The following is a 25051-nucleotide window of genomic DNA, read 5'->3' on the forward strand; positions in this document are numbered from 1 at the left end:
ATCGCCTTAGCTGTAGATAAAAACATTCTGAATAGTTACACACCATGAAACCATGCGTTTAATGCATTCAAAGACAGTAATGGGAAAGGTGGCTGGTATTTATGCACGTATTTTTATGGCAATCAAATACCGGAAAAAAGAATACCTTTTATTTTCTTTCATGCATTAGCGCCCTACCAAGCGTACACGGAAGCACCATAAAAACAGCTTTACCTGTTCATATAACGGCATTACCAATTCCATTATTGGCATATGCAAACATGCCAAAAGCGCAGGAGATAGCTATGAGTGTTTCAAACAAAGACAAAGTGATTGCTTTGCTACGTGCCCTGGAGACGCGTGACCAAACAGCTATCCAGTATGTGAAAACTGACCAATATATCCAGCACAACCTGACGATTGCTAATGGATTAGAGGGATTTCGTGAATTATCCCAGGCACTTCCCAGTGACACCAAAGTGAATATTGTTCGTATCTTCAGTGATGGCGATTATGTATTTTGCCATGTGGATTATAATTTTTTTGGCCCCAAGGTCGCGTTTGACATATTCCGCATGGATGACGGTTTCATTGTTGAGCATTGGGATAACCTGCAGGAGAAGCCAACCACGCCCAATCCAAGTGGACATACCCTACTGGATGGGCCAACAACGGCCATAGACCATGACAAAACAGCGCTGAATAAAGCGACTATTTCGAGGTTTATTGACCAGGTCATGATTCATCGTCACTCCGAGGCACACGATGCCTTTTTTGCAGGTGACAATTACATACAGCACAATCCAAACATAGGGGATGGTCTGTCAGGACTGCTCAAAGCCTTCGAAGAATTCGGCAAGCAGGGGATAAGAATAAACTACCAAAAGAACCACGCTGTACTCGGTGAAGGCAACTTCGTATTAGCGGTCAGCGAAGGCATCCGGGCAGAGAAGCCCACAGCTCTGTATGACCTGTTTCGACTTGAAAACGGCAAAATTGCAGAGCACTGGGATGTGGTTGAAACAATTCCCCCGGAACATCAGTGGAAAAATAAGAATGGGAAATTCGGAACATTCTAACAGGCATCGAATACCCTTGATGATTGAAAAGGGCATGTCATCCCACTGAATGGACTACTTGCCATTCTTTCCTATTAGCGTGCAACTCATACGCATCCTATAGCCCGGCAAGATCCTAACGAGCATGACCATCACACAACGCAGGAGAAGCCCATGAGTGTTTCGAATATCAATAAAGTCATTGCATTATTGAACAGCATTGAAACCGGAGATCCTGAGCCTGCTACCCATTATGCCAATAAAAATCAGTACACCCAGCACAATCTGGCGGTTGCCGATGGGCTGCAAGGGTTTGCCGAATTACTACAGGCACTGCCTGAAAACACAGCCCGTGTTAACGTGGTACGCGCTTTCAGCGATGGCGACTATGTCTTCACCCACACCGATTACAACTTCTTTGGCCCGAAAGTCGGGTTCGATATTTTTCGGTTTGAAAATGGTTTGATCGTCGAACACTGGGATAACCTGACAGAAAAAGCCTCTGCCAAAAATCCCAGTGGTCACACGCAGACTGATGGCTCGACAGAAACTACTGATAGAGATAAAACGGCTGAAAACAAACAACGGGCAGCCAGCTTTATTGAAACCATTTTGATTGGCGGCCATTTCGATAAGATTTCTGAATTTATAGACCCCGGCGAGTCAAATTATATCCAGCACAACCCTGTAATCGCGGATGGCATTGACGGCTTGCTTGCGGCTATTAAGCATATGGCTCAACAGGGCATCACAATGGCTTATAAAAAGAATCACAAAGTGTTGGGCGAGGGAAATTTCACACTCGGCATCAGTGAAGGCGAGTTTGCCGGCGACCATGTCGCCTATTACGACTTACTACGCTTTGATAACAATAAGATTGTTGAGCATTGGGGAGCTATAGAAACTATTCCACCAAAATCAGAGTGGAGGAATTCTAATGGCAAGTTTGAAAAACTTTGACATGTGCAACTGTGAGGTTCCCGACTTCGGCTGACTGCCATAACTAACGCATCATTTTGTCACGTAGAATCCCATAGGGCGTTTTTCCTTTCGATGTACCATGTGGTCTTTGAAAGTTATAAAACGCCTCCCATTCTGGAAGCTAATCTCGCAGTGCAGCCTCTTAAAAATCATCTCCTCCAATAGCACAATTAAAAATCCAAACTGCCCAAACCAATCATTCCAACTAACAAATAACCTCAAACTTAGACACAGAAAACTTACAAAAATAGCGGTTCACACTCATTCTTGGGCGCTCTAAAAATCAAACCCGCCTCTTCTAATACTTTGAAAAACTTTATCCCCGCCTCAACATGAAAGCAAAAATACCAGTCCAAACTCTCATGACCATCATCGTAATCAGCATCATCAATCTCTATCATTCGACATTTATACTCCTCTACATCGAACTCAAAAGCCTTACGCACAATCTTCTCGAAAGGCTTATATATAATTCTTTTCTTAGCCTCTACTACAAACTCAAACGCCTTAATACTCTTATTAAGCCTACGAACGACTGACAGAAAGAATTCTTTCTCCGCCTCATCGTCAAAATGGATAGCAGCCCGATCATTTATAACAAAGTCATTTCCAGCATCACAAGAAAGTTTCACATCCACCAACAACCCCTTGATACATTCAAAATCAGCACTTTGAATATCAAAACCTCTTTGCCGAATATAATCAACATAATCAGCCACTTCTCTCTTGTAATAGTCCAAGCCTTGCGCTTTGGCCAGACCAAAATAATTAAGCTCACTTTCTCTAACTAACGCTTGATTATGGATTTTAGCAACATCAATAATTTCATTGGCAAGCCATGGATAGATCTCAACAATCTTCTCCAGATTCTTTCTCATCCGAACTCTATAGCACTCTGGGTCTTCAGTGATTTTACGAGATAGATCTTCAAAACCTTCTAAATCAACTAATGCCATTTGATAGGCCATCTCACCAGCAGAAGATTCTCGGATGATAGGCAAAAAATTATACTTAAATCCCTTTCTGTCAGGCAAAACGACATAACAGCACAACTTGGCTAAATCCTTAACTGCTGGTAGAAGACGCTTGCCCCCCTCCGCACAATCTTTATATATGGCAATATCCAAGTCCCAGAACTTATGGGCTATTGGAAACCAGGTTTCTAGCTGTAAAGTCATATCATCCAAATGAACTTCACCCACCTTTGGAACCACCAACCACCTTAATCCATACTGCTGAATATACGCTTCCATCAATGCGTTTTCCCGGCAACTTCTACCAGGTGCCACCAGCTCTCTTTTTTTGAATATAACTTGGGGAAAAGCCTTAATCATATAAATTTTCGCACGCCCAAATTCACCAGAAATTACTTCCAGCCTATAATTGGGATTCCCAGCATTATCTCTAAAAGAAGACTCAATCAACCTCGGATTATTCGTAAGTTCTTCATCTGTATATCCATCTGACGCTTTTAATATTTCTCCCTTTGAATCATAAACAACCTTACGAGCACTACCCTGTGGCACAGACATATCCACTCGATAACGTACAATATTTTCTGGCAACTCCTCTTGAACCCGCCACCTAAGAAACGTTCGCTCCATACAATCTCTGATCCCACCACAGGGATAGCATATGCATTCAAATATCGAAGATAAGCAATTCATAAAACACTCCTACAGCTAAAATAATATTCACCATAAAGGAAAACCATCTTCGTTCTGCCACTCCAGACAAAAAAAACCATTAACCCATCGACACTAAACCCCAAAAAACGTTCACAACCCATTAATAATCTTGACCATTTTTGTCATGATCATTATTCCAACATACAAACGGCAAACGAATTCAAAGAAAGCCCAAAATAACAAAGTCATCTGCTATTTCCTAAACACCATTAGAGAGATGTGACTTTGCAATCCAGCCCTCTCAGACATACTATCCTGCCCATCGCTCATCATCCGGTATAAAATATTGTCATTTGTACTGCCTGTCAGATCGCCATTATCACAACAAACAGCCATCCTGCTTGCCGGTGGACAGTCCTCTCGAATGGGCTCCGATAAAACACGTCTTGATTACCACGGACAGCCACTCTGGCGACATATGAAAACCCTCCTGCGTCAAACCGGCTTTGAAGAAATCATAATCAGCGGCCATCAGGGAGTTTCCGATATAATCCCAGGAAAAGGTCCCATGAGCGGCTTACATGCCTGCCTGCATAAAATCCCCTGTAATTCAAATAAGCAGGGCGTGTTGATACTCCCTGTAGATATGCCACTGTTGACACCCGAACTCCTTATCCTATTGGCCAGTGAAGGCTATACCGGAAAAATCCCCTTACATTACGACAATTATCAGCTTCCGTTATACCTGCCAGTCAACGACGCACTACGGAATTATACCGAAGCAGTTGTCCATGAGGCCGACAAACGGCATTATTCACTCCGACGACTCATCGCCCATCTGCACGGTTCCACCCTTCCTGTTCCTGACGGTCAGGAGTGGCGCTTCCGTAACGCCAACACCCCCGAAGACTGGCGGCAATGCCTGGCAGATGCCTGACCCTCACCCAATAACAGAATTGACCCGACCATGGCACACAAACAGACCAAAGCATTCGTTCCGCTGAATATCGCTGTTCTGACCGTTTCCGATACCCGTACCGAAGCCGACGACACCTCCGGCCAACTACTGGTCGACAAATTGACCGGCGCCGGCCACCTGCTGGCCGATAAAGTCATCGTTAAAGATGATCGCTACCAGATCCGTGAAGTGGTATCCCGCTGGATTGCGTCCAACAACATTCAGGTGGCACTGATCACCGGTGGTACCGGTTTTGCCGGCCGTGACGGCACGCCGGAAGCCGTACTGCCCCTGTTTGACAAGGTTGTCGATGGCTATGGCGAACTGTTCCGCCAGATTTCCTATGAACAGATCAAAACGTCAACCATCCAGTCCCGCGCGGTAGCCGGGCTGTCCAATGGCACAGTGATCTTCACCATGCCCGGCTCACCCAATGGCTGCAAAACCGCCTGGGAAGGTGTGATCGAAGATCAGCTGGACAGCCGGCACCGCCCCTGCAACTTTGTTGAACAGCTCAAAGTTGTACAGCGTGAAGCCGTGATTCGCGAAGAGGTTGAGGCATGAGTGTGCTGACGCACCTTAACGCCCAGGGTGAAGCCCATATGGTGGATGTCGGCGAAAAAGCCGACACCCGCCGTGAAGCCCGGGCTGAAGGCTACATTTACCTGCAGCCGGAAACCCTGCGTCTGGTGAATGAACAGGGGTTGAAGAAAGGCGATGTCCTCTCTGTTGCCCGTATTGCCGGCATCCAGGGCGCCAAGCAGTGTGGTAACCTCATCCCCCTTTGTCACCCGTTGATGCTGACCCATATTTCAGTTGATTTTGAATTGCAGCCGGAAGCTGGCCGTATCCGGGTAGAATCATGCTGTCGTCTGTCAGGCAAGACGGGCGTGGAGATGGAAGCACTGACCGCCGTTTCGGTAGCAACCCTCACCCTGTTCGATATGTGCAAGGCCGTCGACAAGACCATGCGGATTGACGGTATCCGGGTACTGGAAAAATCCGGCGGGCGCAGCGGGCACTTTGTAGCAGACGACAGAGACAACGAAACAGGCCAACCATGATCAAAGTCCTTTTCTTTGCCGGTTACCGTGAACGGCTCGGGTGTGACGCCCTGGAGCTGGAGACCAGCGCCACCACCATCGACGCTCTCAAGGCGCAGCTGGCGGAACGTGGTGATCTCTGGCGCCAGCTGCTGCAGGACCGTAAGACCCATACCGCCATCAACCAGGCTATCGTGACCGACCCGGCTGCCGAGATTCACTCCGGCGACGAAGTGGCCTTCTTCCCGCCGGTGACCGGTGGCTGAACCGCAGAGACAACGGAATCACACCATGCTCGACTACCAGCGCCATATCGCCGTACAGACAGACGACTTCCAACTGGATCACGAATACCAGTGCCTGCGCTCGCACAGCGCGACCGGCGCCATCGTCACCTTCTGCGGACTGGTTCGGGACATGAATGACGGGAAGGATGTCACCGGGCTGTTCCTGGAACACTATCCCGGCATGACCGAGAAAACCCTTGAGGCCATTGCCGATGAAGCGGCAGAACGCTGGCCACTGCAGGCGGTACGGGTGATCCACCGGGTCGGACAGATGGCGCTGTGTGACCAGATAGTCTTTGTTGGTGTCGCCAGTGCCCACCGGGGAGCGGCCTTTGATGCCTGCGAGTTCATCATGGACTTCCTGAAATCCCGCGCCCCGTTCTGGAAACGGGAACAAACGACCCAGGGTGAACACTGGGTGGAAGCCCGCACCTCTGACCAGGACGCCCTGGAGCGCTGGAAATGAAGTTAAGGCGAATCGGTCTTGCTCTGTGCTTCCTGCTACTGACGCCGCTCACCGGCCTGGCGGGGGAACTCAATGTGGCGGTTGCCGCCAATTTCCGGCCGGTGCTGGAGACTCTCGCGGGCCGGTTCCAGGCTCAGACGGGAAATACAATAAAGCTGTCGTCTGCATCCACCGGCGTCCTGTATAACCAGATTACCTATGGCGCTCCCTTTGACCTGTTTCTGTCTGCCGATGCCCGCCGCCCGCAAATGCTCGAAGAACAGGGGCTGACAGAACCCGGTACACGCCTGCCTTACGCCTATGGCCGACTGGTGCTGTGGCACCGCAACCATGAGGCTGTCAACCTGCCGGCACTACGCACGTGGCAGGATCACATCGCCGTGGCCAACCCCGTGACCGCCCCCTATGGAAAAGCTGCCGATGATGTCCTGAACAATCTGCAGTTACTGGATCAAAAACGACCACTGCTGATTACCGGCGCCAATATCCTGCAAACCTACCAGTATGTTTCCAGTGGCAACGTGGCATTGGGCTTTGTCGCCTATGCCCAACTGGTGACAGACGGAATCGATAAAGGCCTGTATTTTGTACCGGAAGAATTGTATGAACCACTGCGGCAGGAAGCAGTCATCCTGAAAGCCAGCCGTAAGAAAACACTGGCCAGTGATTTCCTGACCTGGTTGCAATCACCGGAGGTCCAGCGTTTCATACAGGCACAGGGTTACTACCCCGCCCGTTCGGTAGAAACACGACAACAAGACAATAGCGTGAAACAGGGATAACCCGTTCAATGGATCCACTGGTTACAGCTGTACTGCTGACCCTGAAGCTGGCATTGGTGACAACCCTTCTGCTGTTGCTGGTTGGTATCCCGCTGGCCTGGTGGCTGTCGCGCCTGACCAGTGGCTGGAAGCCCCTGATCGAGGCAGTGGTTGCCCTTCCCCTGGTTCTCCCGCCCACGGTATTGGGCTTTTACCTACTGCTGGCATTTGCGCCACACAGCGGACTGGGGCAGCTCTGGCAGCAACTGACCGGCAACCGGCTGGCCTTCAGTTTTGCCGCACTCGTCATCGGCTCTGTCATTTATTCCCTGCCCTTTGTCGTGCAACCCCTGCAGCGGGCCTTTGAACGTATCCCCGTCAACCTGCTGGAAGCGGCCACCATCATGGGCGCAAGCCCGGCAGACCGTTTCATGTCTGTCGTACTGCCCCTGAGCCGAAGCAGCATTGTGACCGCTGCCTGCATGGGGTTTGCCCATACCATCGGTGAGTTCGGCGTAGTGCTTATGATCGGAGGCAACATTCCCGGCGAAACCAGGGTCATTTCCATTGCTCTGTATGACCTGGTTGAAAGCCAGCAATATGTCCAGGCGCACTGGCTGGCCGGCGGGCTGCTGGTCATGTCGCTACTGCTGCTGACTCTGGTACAACTCTCCCACCGGGTTTCCTCTCGACGGGAGGTCGCCAGGGCATGACGCTAACCCTCGACATTCGGCTTGACCGCCCCGGGTTTCAACTGCACATTGCGCACACTTTCCCACTCAATGGCATTACCGCCATCATGGGACCCTCCGGCTGTGGCAAGACCACCTTGCTGCGCACCATAGCCGGCCTGGAAATGCCAGACAGTGGTTCCATACGGATGGGCGACACCGCTTGGCTTGAAGACTCAAAACTCCGTACCGCACCACAGAACCGCCGGCTGGGCTATGTCTTTCAGGAAACCAGTCTGTTTCCCCACCTGAGCGTGACCGCCAACCTCGACTATGCCCGCAGGCGTGCGCACCGTAAAAACGACACCATAAATCTGGACCATGTAATTGACTGGTGCGGCATTGCCTCCCTGCTAACCCAGAAACCGGACCAGTTGTCCGGCGGTCAACGACAACGAGTCGCTATTGCCCGGGCCATCCTGTCAGCACCGGAAGTGCTGCTGATGGATGAACCCCTGGCCTCACTGGACCGGTCAGCCAAACGGGAACTGCTGCCGTACATCCGCACGATTCACCGACACTTTTCGATCCCTATCATCGTAGTCAGTCACTCGCAGGATGAAGTCGCCCGGCTGGCAGACGACACGGTGCTGATGGATAACGGCCGGATCATTGCCAGTGGACAAACAACAGAGCTATTCAGCCGCCTGGATAATGCGCTCGCCGACGAAGACGCCCTGGCAGTTCTGGAAACAACGGTCTCAGGGCAGGAGACGGATTATCCGGCAACACACCTGCAGGCAGATGGCCAACAGATCACCGTTTCGCACCTGTCAGCCATACAGGGCGCCACCACCCGTCTACTGGTACCGGCATCGGAAGTGAGTATCATGCGGGAATCCGTGGCGGACTGTAGCATCCAGAACCGGCTGCTGACCCGCATTGACGGCATCAAGCTTGCGGGCGACAGCCATGTGCTGCTACGCCTGCCCCTTGAGCATCAGGCACTGCTGGCATTGATTACCCGGCAATCCTTTGACCGGATGGCCCTGAAGCAGGGAGAAGCAGTGTATGCCTGTTTCAAGGCCGCCGGCCTGCAGGTATTAAACCCGTAAACGTTTATTGCATGACCGCTTTTTACCGGTAAGGAGTCCATTGATGTCTGACTGTTGCAGTGCACCCGGCCTGATGGCTGTGGAGGAAGGACTGGCCCGCATGCGCCAGGTCATTCGCCCTGTGGAAGCCCAGGAAACGTTGACACTGGCAGAAGCGCTGGACAGGGTTCTGGCGGTTAATATCGTTTCGCCACTCAACGTCCCCCCCTGCGACAATTCAGCCATGGACGGTTATGCCCTGCGGTCAACCGACCTTGCCGCCGACAAGCCATTGCCGGTTGCCGGCAAATCCTTCGCGGGCCACCCCTTTGCCGGTGAATGCCCGGTCGGCCACTGTATCCGGATCATGACCGGGGCGAGTATTCCTGCCGGTACCGATACGGTGATCATGCAGGAAAAAACGGAGCAGACTGACACAGGCATCCGTTTCCTGACCGATAGCCAGCCCGGTAACAATATCCGGAAAGCCGGTGAAGATATCCGTGAAGGACATACCGTATTATCTGCCGGTCGTCGCCTGCGTCCCCAGGATATCGGCTTGCTGGCGTCCCTTGGCATTGATCAGATAAAGGTCCTCAAGCGATTAAAAGTCGCCATCTTCTCCACCGGGGATGAGTTGCGCCAGCCGGGTGAAACCCTGAACCCCGGCGACATATACGACAGTAATCGTCATACCGTCCACGCCATGCTGCAACGTCTGGGCATTGACGTGCTGGACCTGGGCTGTATCCCGGATGACTGTGATCAGCTGCGCGAAGCATTTTTAACCGCAGACCGGGAGGCCGATGCGGTGATCACCTCCGGCGGCGTTTCTGTCGGGGAAGCGGATTACACCAAAACCATTCTGGATGAACTGGGCAAGACCGAATTCTGGAAACTGGCCATCAAACCGGGCAAACCCTTCGCCTTCGGCACCTTGCCCAACAGCCTGTTCTTTGGCCTGCCGGGGAATCCCGTCTCCGCCACCGTGACCTTTGACCTCCTGGTGACCCCTATGCTTCAGAGCATGATGGGCGCAGGTGCATCTGCACCAAGGCAACTACAGGTCCGCAGCCAGGAAACTCTAAAAAAGCGTGAGGGCCGTCGAGAATACCTGCGGGGCACTCTGCATACGGGCAGTGATGGTGTCATGGAAGTCTCAACCACGGGACGCCAGGGGTCCGGTATACTCACCTCCATGAGCCGGGCGGACTGTTATATCGTCTTTCCGGAAGATCAGACACTGATCAAACAGGGCGACAATGTCACTGTGCAGCTCTTTGATTCCACACTTGCCTAGCACCCCGTGACCACCAGCCAGGCTGAACCATAGATGATGCCCCAGGTTCAGCCTGCCCTTCGCTAAGCTGCCTGCCCCTGGCCAATCCAACACAGTCCACCAGCACACGCTGCAAAAGAGCAGGCATCTCACTGAAGCATCAGGGTAACCATCACAAGGGTTAACACCGTATTGCAGGATTCAATCACAGGGAAAAGGGAGACAGACGGGATGCTGCAAAGGCGACTCTTACCAAAGACAGGCATTCACAAAACCCGTAAGAATATCATCCCATCTCCGCTTTCTTCGCTGCTCATCGCGTAAAGGTTTTTTCAGCACATTAAGGATCTGCTTTTTTTCTGCACAGGATTGTTGCCCGTCTGTGTCTTTCATGATGACTCGTGTTTTTCTGACACCTTCGTTCAGGTTTCGTTCATGATTCGTTCATATTTCACCACCTATGATCCCGCTGCTTCTGCAGATCCCGCGGCAATTCCCCTGTATGCCTGATAAGGGCCACGCCATCGCTGCGTGCCGCTTTCAGGGCATACGGAATACACAACCAAAATAGCCTGACCTGATCTGCAGCGCCTTTCATACCTGATCACCAAACACCTGATAGACGTTGTACAGGGACTACGATTATGGATTTTCGGCATCACATCCTGCCGCTGGGTCTTGCTTCTCTCACCGTATCAACGGGATTAATCGCGGGAGGCCCGCCTGCCGAGCCGCCACATGATTTTCCGGAACATTACGAGAAACCTTACACAGACTCATCAACCCGCCCGCTCGACACCATTAATCACGCCAGTAATTCGCTCCATACCACCCACTTTAATGACCTCTATGTTTTCGGCGACAGCCTCTCGGATAACGGCAACTTCGCCAATGAGGAAAAGCCGGATACCCAGGCCCGGTTTACCGATGGCTATACGGCCGTCGAACTGTTCGGGCAGCAGATGGGGCTTGAACTGACAGCCTCCGGAAATGGCGGCAACAATTATGCCGTAGGCGGGAATACCACCACCGAAATGCTGGCCTCGATTACCGGTGACAGCACACTCACCGAAGCCAACAGCAAAGGTAGCGACTGTGAATCAGGGCAATACCTTGACCAATATGGCACCTGCCATGACTCCCTGAGTAAACGACTCAGTGACAATGGTGAAAGCCTGAACGGTGATGCCCTCTATTTTGTCTTTGCCGGTGGCAATGATTATCTGCAGAACATTGCCAGCGGCGGTGCAGAAACCGCCGAAGTGGGCGCAAACGTCGTCGCGTCGGCTGAGGCGCTGACCGAGATGGGCGCCAAATACATCGTGGCGATCAATGTGCCGGATATCTCCTCCGTCCCCGGTGTTCACATTCCAACGCAGGCGCTGATCAACCTGGTTGCCGAGGAGAACCAACAGGTCGGCGCCCTGGTGAAGTTCATCGGCCAGGAAAACGGCCGGCTCGTCACCAGCCAGATTGAAAAAGTCGTCAACGACCGGGTCGGCGACCAGTTCCCGGATGCCGGCAAAAAAATAGCGGCCATCGCATCAGAAGAGCAGGAAAAACTGATCCAGCTCGGCGAGGTGATCAGTCAGGAAAACCAGGCACTGGGTAAAGTGCTCACCGGTATCACCGCAAAGGAATGGCCGGTGATCGCCGAACTGCTCGCCCAGCATAATCCGGAACTGGTGGAAACGCTGCAGAAACGCCCCTTGAAGTGGGTCAATGATGTGAACGCCGAACTGAACCAGCAGGTTGCCGCCAGCAACGCCAATATCATCCTGCTGGATATGAACACCCTGTTTCACGAGGTGATGACGGATCCGCGCAGTTTTGGTTTTGACCTAGACCCCGATGATGTATCCAGTACGACGGAAAAACAAAAGAAACGACTGGCGTCAGAAGGCAACCCAACGCTATATGCCAATTACGATCAGCTGTTCTGGGATCTGATCCACCCTGCCAGCGGCATGCAGGCGATTTCTGCTGACTATATGCTATCCGTGTTTAACTCAGCACCGGAAATCAGCCAACTGCCGGAAATGGGACTGCGACAGTCTCAGTCCCTGGTCAGCAACATACGACACCAGCTGGACTGGTTCAGCCGTCACTCCGTCGCTGGTGAAAACCAGCTCTACATCAGTGGCACCCCTCAGAAAGGAAGGATTAAAACCGGGCTGGATAGCACCGTGGATACCCGGGACAACACGTTCAGCATCGGCATCAACCATCGGTTTACTGACCACTGGCTCCTAGGCGGCATGCTCTCCCGTGGTGACAGCACCCTGGAGGTGGGCAAGTCGAAGTACCAGATGACAAGTACCCACCTTAACGGCCTGTTGCACTATGAGCAGAACAACGCCTATGCCACCTTGAGCGCGGGTTACAGCTGGCTGGACTATGACAGCCTGAAGCGTCGTTTTAACCTTGGCAGCACCATGCAGCGTATGGAAAAAGGGGATTCCTCAGGCACCGCCTGGACCCTGGGCACCGAGCTGGGCTATCGCCTGACAGTAAACGACAACCTGAGCATAACGCCGAAAGCCAGCCTGGATTATTACCGGGTCGATGTGGAGGGTTACTCGGAAAGAAGCGGCGGCACGGTGACATCCAGCAGCCTGATTTTAAGTGATATGCAGCGCACATCCTTGCTGGCCAGCCTGGGGACTGCCGCAGACTATGTCACAGGGAACCACCGTTTCACGGCAGAACTGAGCTACCTGAAAGACCTGAAGAAAAGCGACGACAATCTTGAAATGGCGCTCGGCACCATCGCAGACAACACCTTCTATTTACCGGTACCCGAGCATCAGCAGGAAGCCTTGAAAATACAGGCCAGCTATCACCATTACTTTGAGAATGATGTTCAGCTCAGTGTTAATTATCAGATCTACCGGGATTTCGACTACGGCACATCCCGGGCGATTGAGTTTACGGCGGGGTACGCCTTCTAACCTTCCTGCTCAATAAAAACGGATTGCCTGACGGCAGTCCGTTTTTATTGATGAAAGAATGCACACGACGCCTCACCAGAATGTTGTCGTCACAGAGAAACACCTACCCCATGCGGCCGGAGAAAACTGCCGTTGACGACCAACCGGTTTGACGAAAACCAAACGCGAATACGCAACCATCCAATCCAGCGCGTCACCTCCTACCAGCAAGCCAGTCTGCAACGCAGTTAAAATCAAACGTCGCAGTGCACGTCAACACCATTACCCCAAACGTAGCGGCAACGTTACTGTTGCTTTTACGTCAGTCGAGGCACAGCATAGGATCACAATCATAAGGCCCGCTGCTGACTTTCCACTGCATCAGGCAACGTGTTAAGACGAGGTCATCCGATACTGTTATGACGCCAGGACTTATTGAGTGCTTCCGCCAGCTGATCGCCCTTCCCTCCATCAGCTCAACCCGCCCGGATCTGGACCAGGGCAACCGCGCCGTCATTGATACCCTGGCGGAATGGTTCAGTGCACTGGGCTTTGCCTGTGATATCCAGCCACTTCCCGGCCAGCCGGGCAAAGCAAACCTGATCGCCACACTCGGCAGCGGCCCCGGCGGTTTAGTATTGGCCGGACATACCGACACCGTCCCCTGTGATGAGTCATTGTGGCGCAGCAACCCCTTTACGCTGACCGAGGCGGATAACCGCCTTTATGGCCTTGGCGTCTGTGATATGAAAGGCTTTTTCCCGCTAATCCTTGAAGCGATTCAAGATCTGAAAGCCAGTCAACTCCAGCAACCGCTGATTATTTTGGCCACCGCCGATGAAGAGTCATCCATGAACGGTGCCCGGGCGCTGGCGGCCGAAGGGAAACCCAAGGCCCGTTATGCGGTGATCGGCGAGCCTACGGGCCTGCAGCCACTGCACATGCACAAGGGCATCATGATGGAACGCCTGACCATCATCGGGCAATCCGGCCACTCCAGCGACCCTTCCCTGGGCCGGAATGCCATGGAAGCCATGAACGACGTCATCAACCGAATTCTGGTGCTTCGGTCAGAACTGGAACAACGTTACAACAACCCGGCCTTTACGATTCCACGCCCAACGATGAACCTGGGCTGCATCCACGGCGGCGACAATCCCAACCGGATCTGCGGCCACTGCGAACTGGAGTTTGATGTCCGCATGCTGCCGGGCATGAACCCGGAGGATGTCCGCCGGGAAATCCTCACCTATGCGTCACCTGTCGCTAAAGAGCGAGGCGTCACCGTGACACTGGAACCTATTGCGGACAGCATTGATGCATTCATGACGCCGGTGACCTCCGACCTGGTGAAAACCTGCGAACAGCTCACCGGTTACAGCGCGACCACCGCCGCCTTCGCCACCGAAGCGCCGTTCCTCTCCGGCCTCGGGATGGAAACCGTCGTCCTCGGCCCCGGTGATATCGCCCAGGCGCACCAGCCGGATGAGTACCTGGCACTTGACAGAATCACACCAACGATTGATCTTCTCAAACAGTTGATTGCACGTTACTGCCTGTAACCCGCACAGCAGACTATTCCGGCGAACGGAACCCGGGCAAAAACAATGGATAGAAAACAAGGCGCACCCGTGGACACCTCTACCAGCGACTACGTGAAGATTTTCCGGCAATCGTCACCGTACATCCACGCCCACCGTGGCAAGACGTTCGTGATCATGCTCAGTGGCGAGACCCTGGCGGACACGCACTTTGCCAACATTGTCAATGACATCGCCCTGCTCAGCAGCCTCGGTGTGCGACTTGTTCTGGTCCACGGCGCCCGCCCGCAGATCAACCAGCGGGTGATGGAACGCGGTCTCAACTGTCGCTTCCAGGGCCACCAGCGCATCACCAGCAAGCAGGTGCTAGAGTGCGTCAAGGAGGCCGTGGGCAGCCTGCGGGTAAAGGTTGAGTCCCAGTTCTCCATGGGACTGATCAACTCGCCCATGCATGGCTCACGCATCCGTGTCGTCAGCGGCAACTTTGTCACCGCCCGCCCCCTGGGGGTCGTCGATGGCATTGATTTCCAGCATACCGGCGAAGTCCGCCGCATCGACCAGAAAGCCATTGTTCAGCAACTGGACCAGGGTAACGTCGTGCTCCTTTCCTGTCTCGGTTACTCGGCGACCGGTGAGGCGTTCAACCTGCCCGTGGAGAATGTGGCCACCAGCACCGCCGCGCGACTGAATGCGGAAAAACTGATCATGTTCAGCAACCAGCCCGGCATCCTGGACCATGACGGTCGGGTACTCCGGACCATGCGCCCCTCCATCGCCCGTGAATGGCTGGAGGGCATGACTGACCAGGAAGGCGTCCGGCTGCTGTCCGCCGCCGTAGAGGCCTGTAACGCCGGTGTTAACCGCAGCCATATTGTCAGCCATGCCGTCGACGGTTCACTGCTGCAGGAGCTGTTTACCCGTGAGGGTGACGGAACCCTGATCACACGAGATATGGATGCCTACGAACACCTGCGCCCGGCCACCATCAATGACATCGGCGGCATCATCGAACTGATCCGGCCACTGGAGGAAAAAGGTGTGCTGGTACGCCGCTCCCGCAAGGCGCTGGAACGCGAGATCAGCTGCTTCACCGTCGCCGTGCGTGACGGCATGATCATTGGCTGCGCCTCCCTGCTGCCCTTTGCGGATGCTACGTCGGCCGAGCTGGCCTGTGTCGTGGTTCATCCGGACTATCGCAATGGCAACCGTGGCGATATCCTGCTGGAACAAATTGAACAGCTGGCTGTCCAACAGGGTATTACGCATCTCTATGTGTTAACCACACGGACGGCTCACTGGTTTATCGAACGCGGCTTCACCCCGGCGCCCCTCAGCGCCCTGCCCGAAGAAAAACGCGCCCTGTATAATAAGGACCGAAAATCCAAGGTCTTTGTCAAACCCGTCGCCATGACCAGTGAGGTTGCCATCGCCCAAGCGGAGTAATAGGTTGTTATGGTTGTGATTCGGCGTTACGCCATCCGTTTTTTGATTCCCCTGCTGCTCGCAGCGGCAGGGCAGAGCTATGCCGCTGAACAAACCGACAGCGCCCTGCCGCTTTTCCGCTTCAACGAGAACCAGTGGTTTGAGCTTTCCATTACCCAGCAATCGCGCCCCGAAACGGCCTTTGACATCGAGGATGAGCAAAACCGCGAGCGAATGAAGGATCGTCAGGAAAACGAGAAAGGCCGCGACAATGTCTTTCCGGATGAGCTGGACTTCATGAACGAGTTACGCCTGCGCTACCAGTTCCGGTTCAAGTGACAGGCGGTTGATTATTCTGCAATCTCTATGCAACGTAGCCGCCGGTCAAACCGCGACTTATGCGTTACCCCCACATGGTGCATAAGCCCCACCGAACTGTACAGCTGCGCCTCCATGTCGTGCATTAGCTTTTTGTAGCGCAGCATGCAGGTGGCGGTTTTCACCAGGTAAGCATGGTATTCCGGCGATTCGCGATCTGTCGGAGGCTTAACCTTGGTATGCTCTGACAATGTGCCAAGCACCTTGATCAATCGCTTCACAGTTTTTATATACCCAACGCCCAGGTGTTTTGCCTGCCGCCGCATGGCCTGCCAGTCTTCAACGGACAGCTGTATGTTCTTAGGCTCTATCATGTGTTGCTTCGCGTCATCATCCGGTGCATTCACCCGGCTCTGAATATCATGGCTGCGCCGACGGTTCCATTTGTTATTGATGTAGTGGGTGATCCTCTCAGCCACATAGATCAACACGAAAACTCCAGCCCATAAGGGGGTAATGATGGGTTTGATCAGATCAATGCCAGGCCGGGTTCCCATAGCCAGATGGTTACCCAAAACCTCCAGAATCTGGTTAATCATCCGATAAGGCTTAATCCGCCCCCAGGCATAACTGAAGACAAGATCCCTGCCAAACAGGGCCACCTTGACAACCTTGCGGCGGGCTTTATTGGACGACATATTAACTCTATTTCGCACAGCATCACGCCCAACAATCGCCTGACCTATCCGCTCCCGGATCAAACGGGAACTGAGGTTGCCCGGCTCCTCCGGCACAATGGTCTGGATCCAGTGGAGGCTATCTTCCCTGGACAGATACCAGCGCCCCTTGACCGAGGAATGGTTGGCCGCCTCATTGAAAATGGCGTCAACCCGGTTATCCGACAATTCACGGAAGGGTTCCCACAAAGGCTTGAACAGACGCTCAAACTCGCTGTTCAATTCAGAGACTTTCTGCACACCCGCCACAACCATTTTATCGTAATCCTGTGCGGCTTCATCAAACCGCGCGCTGTGCTGCAACGCAATCTCATACAGTTTCTGCAACCGGATGCTGTCTGCCACACTGTCACCGGCGCGCGGCTCCAGGCGGTCCAGGTCATCTGACAGGGCTTTCATATCCAGCAAAAGATTGGTCATATTGGTCAGGCTGTTCTCACGGGACAGGTACTCCGTGCCATCCAGCAGCTGTTTAATATTACGATGGGGATCCTCCTCGCCCGGGGTCTCCAGTGAGGCAATATCCTTAACTTCTCTGCTGTCGAAGGGCTGCGATTCATCCCCCGACAATCGCCGGCCAAGCTCAGCTTCGACGGTATCCACCTTGCGTCGGCTAAACGCGCTCCTGACCGCGGCAATAGCAGCCTGAATGCCGACCTGAATCATTTTGAATATCACCCGGCTTCCCAGGTAAACGGCGGCACCGATGCCTCCCGTGGTAATGCCGGTAATAATGGCGACTGTCACAATCTCACCGACCTCCAAACCAATGATCCGCTTGTTACGCTGGGCCCACTGGCGGATACGGTGCACAAAGTCGCTGGCAAATTTCAGAAAACGGTGGTGCTCAACCTGGTATCGGATTAACCAGAGATCCTCACTGTCACACTGGTAACGGGTCTGGGGTGCCGGCAGCCGTGGCCGCGCGACCGACTCTCCGGATCCGGTACCGGTCTCCGCAGCCCCTGGTGCCTCACGCTGCCATACCCCCATCTGCAGCAGCCGGTTCTTCAGCTCCATGACATGTTCCAGCGTGATATCCGCCTCACGGGTGATATTCACCACCGGACTGGCCAGGATGTCATCCAGCACACTGCGCGCTTCGGCTTCCGGCATACCGGTCTGATTGACCATGCCGACCAGGAAATGGGGAATGAAAACGTGTTCCAGAAACCCTTTTGGCAGGGTTTTATTCTGGGCAATAAACTCATAAGCCATACGAGTACAGGAACCATTCACCAGTGCATCAATGCGATCCACCATGGTTTTGTCGATCACCTGTTCGGTGGACTCCAGCTCACCGGCCCCACCCCAGCGACAGGCGCCGGCAGCCACGAAGGCACAGGCAAGCCTGAAATGCTCTGGCTGGTTCAGGTCTATCTCACCCGGGGATAGAACACCCTCCACACCATCAACGGCCGGTTCCTCATGCGTCAGGAAGGTCGCATAGGCATTGAAGAGTTTGCGCCCGACATTGGAACGCCGCCGTTGGAAAAACCGTGAAAACCAGGTGAACGGTCGCCCAAGGCTTACCGCCCGATCCTGCAACCGGTTTTGCTGCCGGGCTTTTTTTCGAATGGCACGTTCAGAAAGGGCAATATCCACCTGGCGGGAAGGAAAGTCGATATGCTTCAGGGTGGCATTTTTCTGGCACAGCTGATCCCACGTTTTCTGACTGAAAACCTGCGAAAACCTGACTGGGCGGATACCATTGTTGGGCCGCATAACCGCTGGCTGTCCCTGATCGCGTGGATCCCGTCATCATGCTGCCCATTCAGGGTCTGCATAGCGGGTTCCTGAAAACATCCTGTTACTCAGAAAGTATAAGCGTTGGCGCCGCCGACTCTGCCGGAACAGGACGTTCCGACAGTACCCGGCGGGAAAGGAAGTATAATGATGGACGGTTATCGCGAAACCGATTAAGCGGAGCGATCCAGCACCAGGTAGCTGTAACCCATGGCATCCTCGTCATCGACCACGAGGTCTTCCCGCAGGGTTTCCTGCCATTCGGCCGGGTCCAGTTCCGGGAAGAAGGCATCGCCGTCAAAGCTGCGGTGTACGCGGGTCAGGTAAAGGCGTTCGGCTTTCGGCAGGGCTTCACGGTAGATCTGCTCACCGCCGATGATCATGAGCTCTTCGCAACCGTTGATCAACGCCACATCTTCCGCCAGCGAGATTGCTTCATCCAGGCTGTAGACCACGGAAATCCCTTCCCGCTGATAATCACGGTCACGGGTGATCACGATGTTGGCGCGCCCCGGCAACGGCTTGCGCAGGGAATCAAAGGTCTTGCGCCCCATGATGATAGGCTTGCCCATGGTGACCGCCTTGAAATAACGGAGGTCACCCGGCAGGTACCAGGGCAGTTTGTTGTTTATGCCGATAGCGTTGTTTTCCGCCACCGCAGCAATCATGGCCAGTTTCATTGGTCTGTTGTCCCCCAGGAAATCACTGCCACATCAGGGCTGGTAAACGCCTACATTATCATGACCGGCGTCGCGCAGGTGCATGGCATGCAACTGGCTCATGACACCTTTCTCGCAGTAGAGCAGGTAATGGTTGTTGCGATCCAGTTCCGGGAAGCGGGTCGCCAGCTGGTAGAAAGGCATGGTCAGCACGTCGTGGCCGGGCAGCGTGAAGGGTTTGATCTCTTCTTCGGTCGGGTGACGAATATCAATGATGACTTCGTTCGTGCCGACTTCGCGAACCACCTCAACCTCTTCACGGGTCAGGTCATCCGACACAATATCATGCACGGACACATTGCGACGGTTCTGTACGGCCGCATCAATCACGGAGAAATCAAAATTGTTTTCTTCGAAAACAATGCGCTCCGGCTTGGCGCAGGTGGTTGGGTTCTTGGAGATCACCGCGCAGTATTCCGGAATATTCTTGGCGAACTCCTCGGTGCCGATACGCGCCGCCGTATTAATAATGTCCTGCTTGTCCATGGCGATCAGCGGGCGCAGCACCAGCATGTCCGTCACGGAATCAATCACCGCCAGGTTATGCAGCGTCTGGCTGGAGACCTGGGCAATGGCTTCACCGGTCACCAGTGCCTGAATTTTCATTTCTTTTGCGACGGCTGTCGCGGCGCGCAGCATCATCCGCTTGAGCACCACGCCCATCTGGGAATTATCAACCTTGGTCAGAATCTCTTCCACCACGCCTTCAAAGGGAATGGTGACAAAGCGTACCCGATGCGAAGCGCTGTACTTGCTCCAGAGGTAGTAAGCGACTTCCTTCACCGCCAGCTCATGGGCATGGCCGCCGAGATTAAAAAAGCAGAAATGGGTGTTCATGCCCCGACGCGCGGTCAGGAAGCTGGACACCGTGGAATCGAATCCGCCGGAGATCAGCGACAACACCGGCTCCTGGGTTCCCATCGGGTAACCGCCCAGACCATCCAGACGACGCTGCACCATAAAGTAGCGGTTATGTTTGATTTCCAGCTCAACGCGGACATCCGGATTTTTCAGCTTAACGCCCGCCGACTCCACACGCTCCAGCAACCCGGCGCCGAGGAACCGTTCCACATCAATCGAGGTGAACGTATGGCTGCCGGAACGGTGCACCCGCACGGCGAAGGTTTTCCCCGCCAGCGCGCCGGACCAGGCCGCCACGGTTTTCTCCAGGATGTCGTCAAAATCCGTCAGCGGGAATTCCGCCACTTCCAGCACCTGGTGAATGCCGGAAATGCAGCAGAGGCGTTCCGCCAGCTGCTCAATATCCTGCCGGTCAGTCAGCTGGGTTTCCACGTGAATGACATCCCAGGTGCCCGTCGCCGTCACCTGTTCATCCAGCGGTTTACAGACCGTGCGGATATTGCGGCGCAACTGTTTCACAAACCGTTTGCGGACCGGTGAACTTTTAATGGTGATTTCGGGGAACAGTTTGACAATAAACTTCATCAGGGAGTCTTCAGTAGTGGGTGCGCGTTTTCAGTGCCTGTGAAAACAGCATCGGCAGGCGATCAGGGAATGGAGAAAGGCGATGCATGGTTAATACCCCCGCATAGTAAATACCCCCGCTGAAATTTTCCAGCTTTCAGACATTTCGGGGTTCGATTAAAGGGTGTAGACTGACTTCCGCTTGCCTGCGCAACGGTTTTCCCTTATGCCCCCACGCCCTGCTTCGGGTCACACGGGGGGACGGAAAAACCGACCGCGCACCAGTTCAGGTCAACAGAATAAAAAGATGCACCGTTTTGGTTCACGCAGCAATAACAAAACGCCCGGGAACCGCCGATGCACCCTTTAAAGACACGGACTGCGCGGCAAACACCAAACTGGCACACGCCTTGCTAAAGCCAGTGCGAGCCTGGTTCGGACTGATTTAGCACGCTGTGTTGCCAACGGAACGAACAGACGCATACCGCTCGAGACCCGATCCGGACACTAGCGGTCGAGATAACCCCGGAGGAATAATAATGTCTGCCAAGACCACTGCCCTGATCAAGGAACACGACGTTAAGTGGGTTGACCTGCGCTTCACCGACAGCCGAGGTAAAGAACAGCACGTCTCCATGCCCATCAGCGAGATTGATAGCGAGTTTTTCGAAGTCGGCAAAATGTTTGATGGTTCATCCATCGCCGGCTGGAAAGGCATCAACGAATCCGACATGATCCTGATGCCCGATGACGACAGCGCCGTGGTTGACCCTTTCACCGAAGAGCCGACCCTGAACCTGCGCTGCGACATCGTTGAGCCCGCCACCATGCAGGGTTATGAGCGTGACCCACGTTCTGTTGCCCGTCGTGCGGAAGAGTACCTGAAGTCCACCGGCGTGGCCGACACCGCGTTCTTCGGCCCTGAGCCCGAGTTCTTTGTCTTTGACGACGTGAAGTGGAACATCGACATTTCCGGCGCATCCTACGAAGTGAACTCTGAAGAAGCGGCCTGGTCCTCCAACAAGCAGTTCGAAAGCGGCAACACCGGCCACCGTCCGAAGATCAAAGGCGGTTACTTCCCGGTTCCTCCGGTCGACTCCCTGCACGACCTCCGTGCCGCCATGTGCCAGGCCATGGAAGCCATGGGCGTAGGCGTTGAAGTGCACCACCACGAAGTCGGCACCGCTGGCCAGTGTGAGATCGGCACCCGCTTCAACACCCTGGTGCGCAAGGCGGACGAAGTGCAGATCCTCAAGTACTGTGTTCACAACGTGGCCCACGCCTACGGCAAGACCGCAACCTTCATGCCCAAGCCCCTGGTTGGCGACAACGGCAGCGGCATGCACGTACACATGTCCCTGAGCAAGGACGGCAACAACCTGTTCGCCGGTGACGACTATGCCGGCCTGAGCGAAACCGCCCTGTATTACATCGGTGGTGTCATCAAGCATGCCAAGGCCCTGAACGCGTTCACCAACGCTTCCACCAACGCCTACAAGCGTCTGGTACCCGGCTTCGAAGCCCCGGTTATGCTGGCCTACTCTGCCCGCAACCGTTCCGCCTCGATCCGGATTCCTTACGTGAACAGCCCGAAAGCCCGCCGTATCGAAGTGCGCTTCCCTGATCCGACTGCCAACCCTTACCTGGCCTTTGCCGCCCTGATGATGGCTGGTCTGGACGGTATCAAGAACAAGCTGCACCCCGGCGATGCCGCGGACAAGGATCTGTACGACCTGCCGCCGGAAGAAGCCGCCGAGATCCCGACCGTTGCCGCCAGCTTCGAAGAAGCCCTGAACGCACTGGATGCAGATCGCGCCTTCCTGACCGAAGGTGGCGTCTTCACTGACGACATGATCGACGGTTACCTCGAGCTGAAGCGTGATGAGTGCATCACTGTGGCTCAGACTACGCATCCGGTTGAGTTTGATCTGTACTACAGCGTGTAAGCGCTTTGTAGACAGCGAAAGCTAACAAAGGAAAGGGCCCTGATTGGGGCCCTTTTTTTATGCTTCATTGAAAACAGAGTCGATACGGGTTCGACGACATATGACTTTCAGTTAATATTGCGGCTCCGGTTCTGATAGCAAGCGTGGCTTGATAGAAAACGTTGACAACATTCCCACCTGTGCCCTTCCGACAATGGCTGTATGTGTTGGTGGGCGGTAGCGTGGTGCAACAAAAGACATCTGCCGGACATGCTATGGAGTAAACCTGGGTGATAGGACGGATCCTCAGTCTTCGAACAGCCACTTTCAACTGGCAGCAGTGGAGCGAATGGTTAAGTGATGCCGTGAGCATTGACGTTCATATACGATCCAAAGGGCTTTTGACTGCGAATCCTCCCCGGTTAAGTACATGGGTGTAGATCTGAGTCGTTTTCAGGTCTTTATGACCGAGTAACTCCTGCACAGTGCGGATATCATAACCATCATCCAGTAAATGCGTGGCAAAGGAATGGCGTAATGTATGACAGCTCGCTTTTTTAGCGATGCCGGCCTGTTTTATCGCCCTCTTCACTGCCCGTTGAAGGGTGCTGTCATCCAGATGATGGCGGTGCTCCCGGCCACTGCGAGGGTCAACTGAGCGTTTACAGGAACAAAAGAAATACTGCCAGTGGAAGCTGGCCGCTTCCTCCGGATACTTACGAGCCAGGGCATCTGGCATCCAAACTGTGCCAAAACCCGCTTCCTGATCAGCACAGTGATAATGCCTGACCTCCCTGATGCGTAATTCGATGGCGGGTATCAGAGGCTCAGGGAGAACCGTCACACGATCTTTAGCGCCCTTGCCATTTCGAACGATGATCGCCTTACGGTAAAAATCAATATCCTTGATACGTAAACGTAAGCACTCCATCAAGCGCAGGCCGGCTCCGTACATCAGTTGAACAGGCAGCCTGTAAGCGGGTGTGATGACCTCCAGCAACTTTCTGATTTCATCACGCTCAAAAACAACCGGTATTTTCTGTGACGGTTTGGCCCGGGCAAAACGACTGACATCCCCCAGTTTCTTACCCAGCACATGGACATAGAGAAAATTGAGCGCATTTAGCGCCTGGTTCTGAGTTGCAGAAGCGACCTGCCGTTTTACGGCGAGATAAGTCAGAAACTGCACCACATGATCCGCCTCCAGTTCACGAGGGTGCTTCAGGTTGTGAAACCGAATGTAGTATTTAATCCAGTAGCAATAGGCTTGCTCAGTACAATAGCTATAGCGCTTTACTCTGAGCGAATTTCGAACAACTTCCATAAATCGAATAGACATGCACACAACCAAACACTGTTTGTTTGCCCAGTAGTATTAGCAAGATTCTGGAAAAAACAAAATAATTTTCAAGAAATATTGGAGCCATAGTTAAATGTCACTTTTTTCACATTTATATTCAACAAGTTACAACTTTACACTGGCAAACTAATATGACTCAGATGAGTTCATAAGAAAGGTTTTTTAGTAATATTTCTCAGGTGAGTTCAATATCTAATATTACTCGCTTGAGGTGTAATAGCTGTTATGAATCTTCAGAGAAATGAGTAGAGATCCGAAAATCATCAGTCAGATACCAGAAAGGTTTCTAGGAGTATTCATCGCGATTTTTTGTGTCGCATCGTTATACTTCGAAGATCTACTAATTTGTACTCCGAGGTTGGGTATATCTTGCGAAATCTCTAAAGCTGATCAGCCCGTAATATACTGGCTTGTCTTATCTGTATTGATACTGATTAGTGTTGCTGTCATCAAAAGATCGTTTCATGATCCGGCAAAGAAATACCATAGAGATTGAAATAGTGGTTAAAATTCATAACAAGCGGCTGTTATCGCCCCTTCGGGGCTGGGACTGCCTTTCCGCTGCTTCGCAGCTCCAAGTCAGCCCCAAAGCCGGGCGTTGAGTCTGTAGAAAAACGTCTGGAAGCACTGGCAGTCCCCGGCATAGCAGATATCCTTTAGAAATCTGCCCCAGAGTTCTATTTCGAGCCTCGCCATGCCTCGCTTCAAGCCGTACGACACTCG

Annotated in this window: 21 protein-coding genes; 16 read left to right on the plus strand and 5 right to left on the minus strand. The window is 53.4% G+C overall.

From position 1 onward, the window contains the following. The first annotated feature begins 101 nt into the window (after positions 1-101). Together KHS78_RS15375 and KHS78_RS15380 are read left to right on the plus strand one after the other, a co-directional pair. Positions 102-1058 carry a nuclear transport factor 2 family protein gene (locus KHS78_RS15375; protein ID WP_246506526.1) on the plus strand — a complete coding sequence of 319 codons (957 nt, stop codon included), beginning with the start codon at positions 102-104 and terminating at the stop codon, positions 1056-1058. 153 nt (positions 1059-1211) lie between these two features. Then, positions 1212-1997, plus strand: coding sequence for a nuclear transport factor 2 family protein (locus KHS78_RS15380; RefSeq protein WP_211829355.1), 786 nt, complete (start codon positions 1212-1214; stop codon positions 1995-1997). Positions 1998-2257: 260 nt separating this feature from the next. On the opposite strand, the gene KHS78_RS15385 is transcribed toward KHS78_RS15380, so the two are convergent. Then, on the minus strand, positions 2258-3622 hold the full coding sequence (locus KHS78_RS15385; protein WP_211829356.1) for a hypothetical protein: 1365 nt from the start codon (positions 3620-3622) through the stop codon (positions 2258-2260). Between the two features lie 448 nt (positions 3623-4070). Between KHS78_RS15385 and mobA the strand changes: the two genes are divergently transcribed. The 13 genes from mobA to KHS78_RS15450 all read left to right on the plus strand — a co-directional run bounded on the left by mobA (position 4071) and on the right by KHS78_RS15450 (position 16437). Continuing rightward, positions 4071-4583 (plus strand): molybdenum cofactor guanylyltransferase, encoded by a 513-nt coding sequence (mobA, locus tag KHS78_RS15390; protein ID WP_246506543.1) that lies wholly within the window; start codon positions 4071-4073, stop codon positions 4581-4583. A gap of 30 nt (positions 4584-4613) precedes the next feature. Continuing rightward, the gene (gene moaB / locus KHS78_RS15395; protein WP_211829358.1) at positions 4614-5168 is read left to right on the plus strand and encodes a molybdenum cofactor biosynthesis protein B; all 555 of its coding nucleotides are present in this window, start codon (positions 4614-4616) and stop codon (positions 5166-5168) included. Then, on the plus strand, positions 5165-5668 hold the full coding sequence (gene moaC, locus KHS78_RS15400; protein ID WP_211829359.1) for a cyclic pyranopterin monophosphate synthase MoaC: 504 nt from the start codon (positions 5165-5167) through the stop codon (positions 5666-5668). Before moaB ends, moaC begins: the two co-directional genes overlap by 4 nt. Beyond that, a complete protein-coding gene (gene moaD, locus KHS78_RS15405) occupies positions 5665-5913 on the plus strand; it encodes a molybdopterin converting factor subunit 1 (RefSeq protein WP_211829360.1) in 249 nt (82 codons plus the stop codon). Before moaC ends, moaD begins: the two co-directional genes overlap by 4 nt. A 25-nt stretch (positions 5914-5938) precedes the next feature. Then, positions 5939-6400 (plus strand): molybdopterin synthase catalytic subunit MoaE, encoded by a 462-nt coding sequence (moaE, locus tag KHS78_RS15410; RefSeq protein WP_211829361.1) that lies wholly within the window; start codon positions 5939-5941, stop codon positions 6398-6400. Beyond that, positions 6397-7182 carry a molybdate ABC transporter substrate-binding protein gene (gene modA / locus KHS78_RS15415; protein ID WP_211829362.1) on the plus strand — a complete coding sequence of 262 codons (786 nt, stop codon included), beginning with the start codon at positions 6397-6399 and terminating at the stop codon, positions 7180-7182. Before moaE ends, modA begins: the two co-directional genes overlap by 4 nt. Positions 7183-7190: 8 nt before the next feature. Continuing rightward, positions 7191-7874 carry a molybdate ABC transporter permease subunit gene (modB, locus tag KHS78_RS15420; RefSeq protein ID WP_211829363.1) on the plus strand — a complete coding sequence of 228 codons (684 nt, stop codon included), beginning with the start codon at positions 7191-7193 and terminating at the stop codon, positions 7872-7874. Beyond that, positions 7871-8947 carry a molybdenum ABC transporter ATP-binding protein gene (gene modC / locus KHS78_RS15425; protein WP_211829364.1) on the plus strand — a complete coding sequence of 359 codons (1077 nt, stop codon included), beginning with the start codon at positions 7871-7873 and terminating at the stop codon, positions 8945-8947. Before modB ends, modC begins: the two co-directional genes overlap by 4 nt. A gap of 43 nt (positions 8948-8990) precedes the next feature. Beyond that, positions 8991-10226: a molybdopterin molybdotransferase MoeA gene (moeA, locus tag KHS78_RS15430; RefSeq protein WP_211829365.1), complete on the plus strand. Its 1236-nt coding sequence runs from the start codon at positions 8991-8993 to the stop codon at positions 10224-10226. Between the two features lie 623 nt (positions 10227-10849). After that, positions 10850-13156 (plus strand): autotransporter domain-containing protein, encoded by a 2307-nt coding sequence (locus KHS78_RS15435; protein ID WP_211829366.1) that lies wholly within the window; start codon positions 10850-10852, stop codon positions 13154-13156. Between the two features lie 398 nt (positions 13157-13554). Next, positions 13555-14697 carry an acetylornithine deacetylase gene (argE, locus tag KHS78_RS15440; protein ID WP_211829367.1) on the plus strand — a complete coding sequence of 381 codons (1143 nt, stop codon included), beginning with the start codon at positions 13555-13557 and terminating at the stop codon, positions 14695-14697. A gap of 45 nt (positions 14698-14742) precedes the next feature. Then, complete coding sequence (gene argA, locus KHS78_RS15445) at positions 14743-16119, plus strand: amino-acid N-acetyltransferase (protein WP_211829368.1); 1377 nt, start codon at positions 14743-14745, stop codon at positions 16117-16119. A gap of 9 nt (positions 16120-16128) precedes the next feature. Continuing rightward, the gene (locus tag KHS78_RS15450; RefSeq protein ID WP_211829369.1) at positions 16129-16437 is read left to right on the plus strand and encodes a hypothetical protein; all 309 of its coding nucleotides are present in this window, start codon (positions 16129-16131) and stop codon (positions 16435-16437) included. 11 nt (positions 16438-16448) lie between these two features. Here the strand turns inward: KHS78_RS15450 and KHS78_RS15455 are convergent, their stop codons facing one another. The 3 genes from KHS78_RS15455 to thiI all read right to left on the minus strand — a co-directional run bounded on the left by KHS78_RS15455 (position 16449) and on the right by thiI (position 21064). Then, complete coding sequence (locus KHS78_RS15455; RefSeq protein ID WP_211829370.1) at positions 16449-18878, minus strand: hypothetical protein; 2430 nt, start codon at positions 18876-18878, stop codon at positions 16449-16451. 194 nt (positions 18879-19072) lie between these two features. Then, positions 19073-19579, minus strand: a complete 507-nt coding sequence (locus KHS78_RS15460; RefSeq protein WP_211829371.1) for a dihydrofolate reductase — start codon at positions 19577-19579, stop codon at positions 19073-19075. Between the two features lie 33 nt (positions 19580-19612). Next, positions 19613-21064 (minus strand): tRNA uracil 4-sulfurtransferase ThiI, encoded by a 1452-nt coding sequence (gene thiI, locus KHS78_RS15465; RefSeq protein WP_211829372.1) that lies wholly within the window; start codon positions 21062-21064, stop codon positions 19613-19615. A gap of 518 nt (positions 21065-21582) precedes the next feature. On the opposite strand from thiI, the gene glnA reads away from it, so the two are divergent. Then, positions 21583-22989 (plus strand): glutamate--ammonia ligase, encoded by a 1407-nt coding sequence (glnA, locus tag KHS78_RS15470; protein ID WP_211829373.1) that lies wholly within the window; start codon positions 21583-21585, stop codon positions 22987-22989. A gap of 358 nt (positions 22990-23347) precedes the next feature. On the opposite strand, the gene KHS78_RS15475 is transcribed toward glnA, so the two are convergent. After that, positions 23348-24307 (minus strand): integron integrase, encoded by a 960-nt coding sequence (locus KHS78_RS15475; RefSeq protein ID WP_211829374.1) that lies wholly within the window; start codon positions 24305-24307, stop codon positions 23348-23350. Positions 24308-25051 lie beyond the last annotated feature (744 nt).

The organism is Kistimonas asteriae, from assembly GCF_018263925.1.
In the GTDB taxonomy this organism is placed as follows: Bacteria; Pseudomonadota; Gammaproteobacteria; order Pseudomonadales; family Endozoicomonadaceae; genus Kistimonas; species Kistimonas asteriae.

Coding starts and splice junctions, on each gene's coding strand:
- modC (WP_211829364.1), top strand. CDS start 7,871: ATGACGCTAACCCTCGACATTCGGCTTGACCGCCCCGGGTTTCAACTG.
- modB (WP_211829363.1), top strand. CDS start 7,191: ATGGATCCACTGGTTACAGCTGTACTGCTGACCCTGAAGCTGGCATTG.
- KHS78_RS15475 (WP_211829374.1), bottom strand. CDS start 24,307: ATGTCTATTCGATTTATGGAAGTTGTTCGAAATTCGCTCAGAGTAAAG.
- moaC (WP_211829359.1), top strand. CDS start 5,165: ATGAGTGTGCTGACGCACCTTAACGCCCAGGGTGAAGCCCATATGGTG.
- KHS78_RS15450 (WP_211829369.1), top strand. CDS start 16,129: ATGGTTGTGATTCGGCGTTACGCCATCCGTTTTTTGATTCCCCTGCTG.
- KHS78_RS15455 (WP_211829370.1), bottom strand. CDS start 18,878: ATGCGGCCCAACAATGGTATCCGCCCAGTCAGGTTTTCGCAGGTTTTC.
- moaD (WP_211829360.1), top strand. CDS start 5,665: ATGATCAAAGTCCTTTTCTTTGCCGGTTACCGTGAACGGCTCGGGTGT.
- KHS78_RS15460 (WP_211829371.1), bottom strand. CDS start 19,579: ATGAAACTGGCCATGATTGCTGCGGTGGCGGAAAACAACGCTATCGGC.
- moaE (WP_211829361.1), top strand. CDS start 5,939: ATGCTCGACTACCAGCGCCATATCGCCGTACAGACAGACGACTTCCAA.
- argE (WP_211829367.1), top strand. CDS start 13,555: ATGACGCCAGGACTTATTGAGTGCTTCCGCCAGCTGATCGCCCTTCCC.
- modA (WP_211829362.1), top strand. CDS start 6,397: ATGAAGTTAAGGCGAATCGGTCTTGCTCTGTGCTTCCTGCTACTGACG.
- KHS78_RS15435 (WP_211829366.1), top strand. CDS start 10,850: ATGGATTTTCGGCATCACATCCTGCCGCTGGGTCTTGCTTCTCTCACC.
- KHS78_RS15375 (WP_246506526.1), top strand. CDS start 102: ATGCACGTATTTTTATGGCAATCAAATACCGGAAAAAAGAATACCTTT.
- mobA (WP_246506543.1), top strand. CDS start 4,071: ATGGGCTCCGATAAAACACGTCTTGATTACCACGGACAGCCACTCTGG.
- argA (WP_211829368.1), top strand. CDS start 14,743: ATGGATAGAAAACAAGGCGCACCCGTGGACACCTCTACCAGCGACTAC.
- KHS78_RS15385 (WP_211829356.1), bottom strand. CDS start 3,622: ATGGAGCGAACGTTTCTTAGGTGGCGGGTTCAAGAGGAGTTGCCAGAA.
- glnA (WP_211829373.1), top strand. CDS start 21,583: ATGTCTGCCAAGACCACTGCCCTGATCAAGGAACACGACGTTAAGTGG.
- KHS78_RS15380 (WP_211829355.1), top strand. CDS start 1,212: ATGAGTGTTTCGAATATCAATAAAGTCATTGCATTATTGAACAGCATT.
- moeA (WP_211829365.1), top strand. CDS start 8,991: ATGTCTGACTGTTGCAGTGCACCCGGCCTGATGGCTGTGGAGGAAGGA.
- moaB (WP_211829358.1), top strand. CDS start 4,614: ATGGCACACAAACAGACCAAAGCATTCGTTCCGCTGAATATCGCTGTT.
- thiI (WP_211829372.1), bottom strand. CDS start 21,064: ATGAAGTTTATTGTCAAACTGTTCCCCGAAATCACCATTAAAAGTTCA.